At 57.1% G+C, this 4,878-nt stretch carries 2 protein-coding genes, 1 tRNA gene and 1 pseudogene; 3 read left to right on the top strand and 1 reads right to left on the bottom strand.

The window, feature by feature from the left end; genetic code table 11:
* The first annotated feature begins 303 nt into the window (after window positions 1–303).
* A pseudogene (locus tag IBX51_RS14315) lies at window positions 304–817 on the top strand (peptidase C39 family protein).
* Here IBX51_RS14315 and uvrB read toward each other — a convergent pair.
* The gene (gene uvrB, locus IBX51_RS14310; protein ID WP_291831975.1) at window positions 818–2,875 is read right to left on the bottom strand and encodes an excinuclease ABC subunit UvrB; all 2,058 of its coding nucleotides are present in this window, start codon (window positions 2,873–2,875) and stop codon (window positions 818–820) included.
* A 186-nt stretch (window positions 2,876–3,061) separates the two neighbouring features.
* On the opposite strand from uvrB, the gene IBX51_RS14305 reads away from it, so the two are divergent.
* The gene (locus tag IBX51_RS14305; RefSeq protein ID WP_291831974.1) at window positions 3,062–4,246 is read left to right on the top strand and encodes a pyridoxal phosphate-dependent aminotransferase; all 1,185 of its coding nucleotides are present in this window, start codon (window positions 3,062–3,064) and stop codon (window positions 4,244–4,246) included.
* A gap of 70 nt (window positions 4,247–4,316) precedes the next feature.
* Window positions 4,317–4,392: transfer RNA gene (locus tag IBX51_RS14300), tRNA-Asn, on the top strand.
* Window positions 4,393–4,878 lie beyond the last annotated feature (486 nt).

Here is a 4,878-nt window from a genome sequence, read left to right as displayed (position 1 = left end):
GGCGCGGCGAATTTAAGATACTGATCGAAGGTCAGAACATCTTCGCTGGGGTAGTAAGGCGCCCAGTCTTTGGCTCGGTCCACAACAATTAACAAACGGGACATCGGTGGCATTCCTCCCTGAAGGTTCTGCCGGGTAATGGGCGCAACAATACGCCGCCTACGGCAACTCCACAATCAGCCAGTGATGCGTGCTTTTACGCATGATGGCCCGCTATCGAAACCTTCCGGGCTCTACCATAATAGCGGCAGTGGAAGTGACCGCCAGCTTCCCGCACTCTTTACGCCCCGGGGTTTGATGTTTATGCCTGATGTACTGCTTCGACAAGCCGTCGCCGACGATCTGACCCCTCTGGTGCAACTGGAAAACCGGTGCTTAAGCGAAGACCGGATTTCCCGCCGGAGCTTCCGGAGATTTCTTGAAATGCCCAGAGACCGGCTAATCGTTGCTGAGCAGGATTCGGAGCTGGTGGGCTACTGCCTGGTCTTGATGAACGCAGCCACTCGCCTGGCATCGAGGGTTTGAGGCCAGCGTCTGGATCAGCCAAGAACGTGCGCTGCACAGGGGCCAGATTCCGGTCATCCTGATCAGTACCTGGCAACTGAACCGTAGCCGGGTGCCACACTGGGTCACCGTATGCGCCATGGATGAGGATTTTGTGTACCTGCACGATCCGGAGATCGACACCGACGAGGGTGAAACCGTTGCCGACAAGCAATACCTGCCCATCGACAAACGAATATTCGGAAAGATGTCCAGTTATGGCCGCAACCAGCCCCTGCAAGCAGCGGTCATTGTCGGCCCCAAGAGAGCCTGATCAACCCGTGCGAATGGCCGCTTCTTTAAGCTCAGAAATCTGGTCCCGCAGCCGGGCAGCGGTCTCAAAATCAAGATCTCCAGCAGCTTTATACATAGCATCTTCCAGGCGGGCCACTTCCTTGAGTAAGTCTTGCGGAGAACGTTTGCCCGCCCTGACCAGATAATCTTCCGCTTCTTCAGCCGCTTTCTGGCCGGGCCTGTCCGCCTTTCGACGCCCACGACCGCCACCGGTAGCGCCTTCCATAATATCAGCAATCTTCTTGTTCAGGCCGGTGGGCGTAATACCATGCGCTTCGTTATGGGCCTGCTGTTTCTCACGGCGGCGTTCAGTTTCATCCAGTGCCCGCTGCATGGAACCGGTAATCCTGTCGCCATACAGAATCGCCTTGCCGTTGACGTTGCGGGCCGCTCGACCAATGGTCTGGATCAACGACCGTTCACTTCGCAGAAAGCCCTCTTTGTCCGCATCCAGAATCGCCACCAACGACACCTCGGGCATATCCAGACCTTCCCGTAGCAAGTTGATGCCCACCAGCACATCAAACTCACCCCGACGCAGGTCCCGAATAATTTCCACCCGCTCCACGGTATCAATGTCTGAATGCAGGTAACGCACCCGAATATCGTGCTCCATCAGAAAGTCGGTCAGATCTTCCGCCATGCGCTTGGTCAGCGTGGTCACCAGCACCCGCTCTTCAACCGCGACCCGGTTGTGAATTTCAGACAATAGATCGTCTACCTGGGTAGACGCCGGCCGTACTTCGATCACCGGATCCAGCAGACCTGTGGGCCGGACGACCTGCTCCACCACCTGGCCAGCATGCTCTGCTTCATAGTTGCCGGGCGTGGCAGATACAAAGATCATCTGCGGCGCAATGCGCTCCCACTCCTCAAAGCGCATGGGCCGGTTATCCAGCGCCGACGGCAGCCGGAACCCATATTCCACCAGCGTTTCCTTTCTTGACCGGTCGCCCTTGTACATAGCACCAATCTGGGAAATGGTCACGTGGGATTCGTCCACCACCAGCAAGGCATTCGCCGGCAGGTAATCAAACAATGTGGGTGGCGGCTCGCCCGGTGTGCGACCAGACAGATAGCGCGAGTAGTTCTCAATGCCGTTGCAATAACCCAACTCCAGCATCATTTCAATGTCGTAGCGAGTGCGCTCCTCCAGCCGTTGGGCTTCAACCAACCGCTGGTTATCACGCAGCACCTTGAGCCGCTCATCCAGCTCTACCTTGATATCCTCAACCGCATCCAGCACCTTTTGCCGTGGCGTAACGTAATGGGACTTGGGGTAGATGGTCACCCGGGGCACCCGGCGCAACACCTCGCCGGTCAACGGATCGAAGTAGCTCAGCTGCTCCACCTCGTCATCAAACAACTCGATGCGAATCGCCTCGCGCTCCGACTCCGCCGGGAATACGTCAATAACATCCCCCCGTACCCGATAATTGGCGCGGTGGAACTCGATGTCGTTACGGGTGTACTGCAGCTCGGCCAGCCGGCGCAGAATCGCGCGCTGATCCACTGGATCGCCTCTGTCCAGGTGCAGCATCATCTTCATGTAGGACTGGGGATCGCCCAGACCATAGATAGACGACACCGACGCCACGATGATGGCATCCGGCCGTTCCAGCAGCGCCTTGGTGGCCGACAGCCGCATCTGCTCGATGTGCTCGTTGATGGATGCGTCTTTCTCGATGAAGGTGTCAGACGAGGGCACGTAAGCCTCCGGCTGGTAGTAATCGTAGTAAGACACGAAATACTCCACCGCGTTGTCCGGAAAGAACTCCTTGAACTCCCCGTACAACTGGGCTGCCAGCGTCTTGTTGTGGGCCATGACGATGGTGGGCCGCTGCACTTCCTGAATCACATTGGCAATGGTGAAGGTCTTGCCAGAACCGGTGACCCCCAGCAAGGTCTGGTGCGCCAGTCCGGAATGAATGCCGTCCACCAGCCCGGCGATGGCTTTGGGCTGATCCCCGGCCGGCTGGTAGGGAGAATCAACGCGGAACTTACCTTCTTTGGCGGCACTGGGTGTTTTACTGGCCATAACTGGCGATTAACCTCCGAGGGTCGGTACCGGCGCACACGGGCCTGTACCTGCAAGAAATTTAGCGATAACGCTGCTTCATGATACCATCTGTGCGATCGACGGCTGGGTGAAATAACAGCCAGGACGTCTGGCTCCTGCCCTGCCGATCGCCGCCCATAAGACGCAGCTTTAAGGAGCTCAAGTTTGGACCTTCAACTTTCCAGCCGAGTACAGGCGATCAAGCCTTCCCCCACCCTCGCAGTTACCAACAAAGCAGCAGAACTTCGCGCTGCAGGCCAGGACATCATCGGCCTGGGTGCTGGCGAGCCGGACTTCGACACCCCCGCGCACATCAAACAGGCAGCGATTGAAGCCATCAACAACGGCCAGACCAAATACACCGCCGTAGATGGTACGCCCGCCCTGAAGAAAGCGATTATTGCGAAGTTCAAACGCGACAACGGCCTGGAATACGAAGCCAACCAGATATTAGTAAGCAGTGGTGGCAAACAGAGCTTTTTCAACCTGGCCCTGGCCACCCTGAATGCCGGTGACGAAGCCATTATCCCTGCGCCTTACTGGGTATCCTACCCGGACATGGTGCTGGTGGCCGAAGGCAAGCCGGTGATCATCGAGACGAACGCCGAGACCCGTTTCAAGATCACCCCGGAGCAGCTGGAAAGCGCCATCACCGAGCGTACCCGTCTGTTCGTGATCAACAGCCCGTCCAACCCGAGTGGCATGGCCTACTCACTGGAGGAGCTGCAGGCAATTGGCGAGGTCCTGAAAAAGTATCCCAATGTCATGATCGCCACCGACGACATGTACGAGCCGATCCTGTGGACCGGCAAGCCATTCTGCAACATCCTGAACGCAACGCCAGAACTGTACGATCGCACCTTCGTACTGAACGGCGTATCCAAGGCCTACTCGATGACTGGCTGGCGTATCGGTTACGCGGCCGGCCCGGCGAAAATCATCGGTGCCATGAAGAAGATCCAGTCCCAGAGCACGTCCAACCCAGCCTCGATTTCCCAGGCCGCCGCTCAGGTTGCCCTGGATGGCCCGCAAGAATGTGTTGGTGAGATGGTCAAAGCATTCAAAGAGCGCCACGACTGGCTGGTTTCTGCACTGAACAAACTGCCGGGTGTCGAGTGCCTGAACGGCGACGGCACGTTCTATGTGTTCCCAAGCTTTCAGGGTGCGATTGATGCCACAGACGGCGTGAGCACAGACGTGGAGTTTGCCGAGAAGCTGCTGACCGAAGCCGGTGTTGCCCTGGTGCCCGGCTCTGCTTTTGGCAGCCCCGGGCACATGCGTTTAAGCTTTGCGACCAGCATGGACAATCTGCAGAAGGCCATTGAGCGGTTGCAGAAGGCACTTGGCTAAAAATTTTAGCCAGAGACTTGACGAGGCGCTATAGCCAACTTAATATACGCGCCTCGTCACATGACGACGTTCCCCGATAGCTCAGTTGGTAGAGCAACGGACTGTTAATCCGTTTGTCCCTGGTTCGAGCCCAGGTCGGGGAGCCACTATTTCGAAAGCCCGCTAGTTCTATGAATTAGCGGGCTTTTTGCGTTCTGCTTTTGGCTTATAGTGATGGCCGGCTTGTTCTGACCCTAGCCTGCAGGGCTTGGGAGCAAGGCGAGGTGGGGAAGACCTTTCCGAAAAACGCTCCTTCCGGCACATCCCTGTGGCGCTTCTGCTCCGCCATCCATGGCTCCGCAAATTTTCGGAAAGGTCTTCCCCACCCCGCCATTTGAAAACTGTCAGTATAGGCAACTAAAGCCCGTAGTAGCGCACTGAGCCTCTCACTCCCTAAACCGTAAAGTATCTGCAAGACTCTTAACGACTATGCCCGCATTTGCCAAAAGGGCGCGGATGGGTGTCCCTCCCGAAAATGTCGGAGGCCATGGATGGCCGGAGAGAAGCGCACATGGGTGAGGCAAGTGTTTATGAAGCGAAGCTTCATGCGCAGCCGAACGACAGCAATCTATGATTGCTGGCTGGACCCGTTT

It is taken from the genome of Marinobacter sp., from assembly GCF_014859525.1.
Classification (GTDB): domain Bacteria; phylum Pseudomonadota; class Gammaproteobacteria; order Pseudomonadales; family Oleiphilaceae; genus Marinobacter.
Note: the sequence above shows the minus strand (reverse complement) of the source record. Positions and strands in the feature narration are given on the sequence as shown.

Bases quoted from the DNA above. Each gene is read 5' to 3' on its own strand.
- uvrB (WP_291831975.1), bottom strand. From the start codon at position 2,875: ATGGCCAGTAAAACACCCAGTGCCGCCAAAGAAGGTAAGTTCCGCGTT.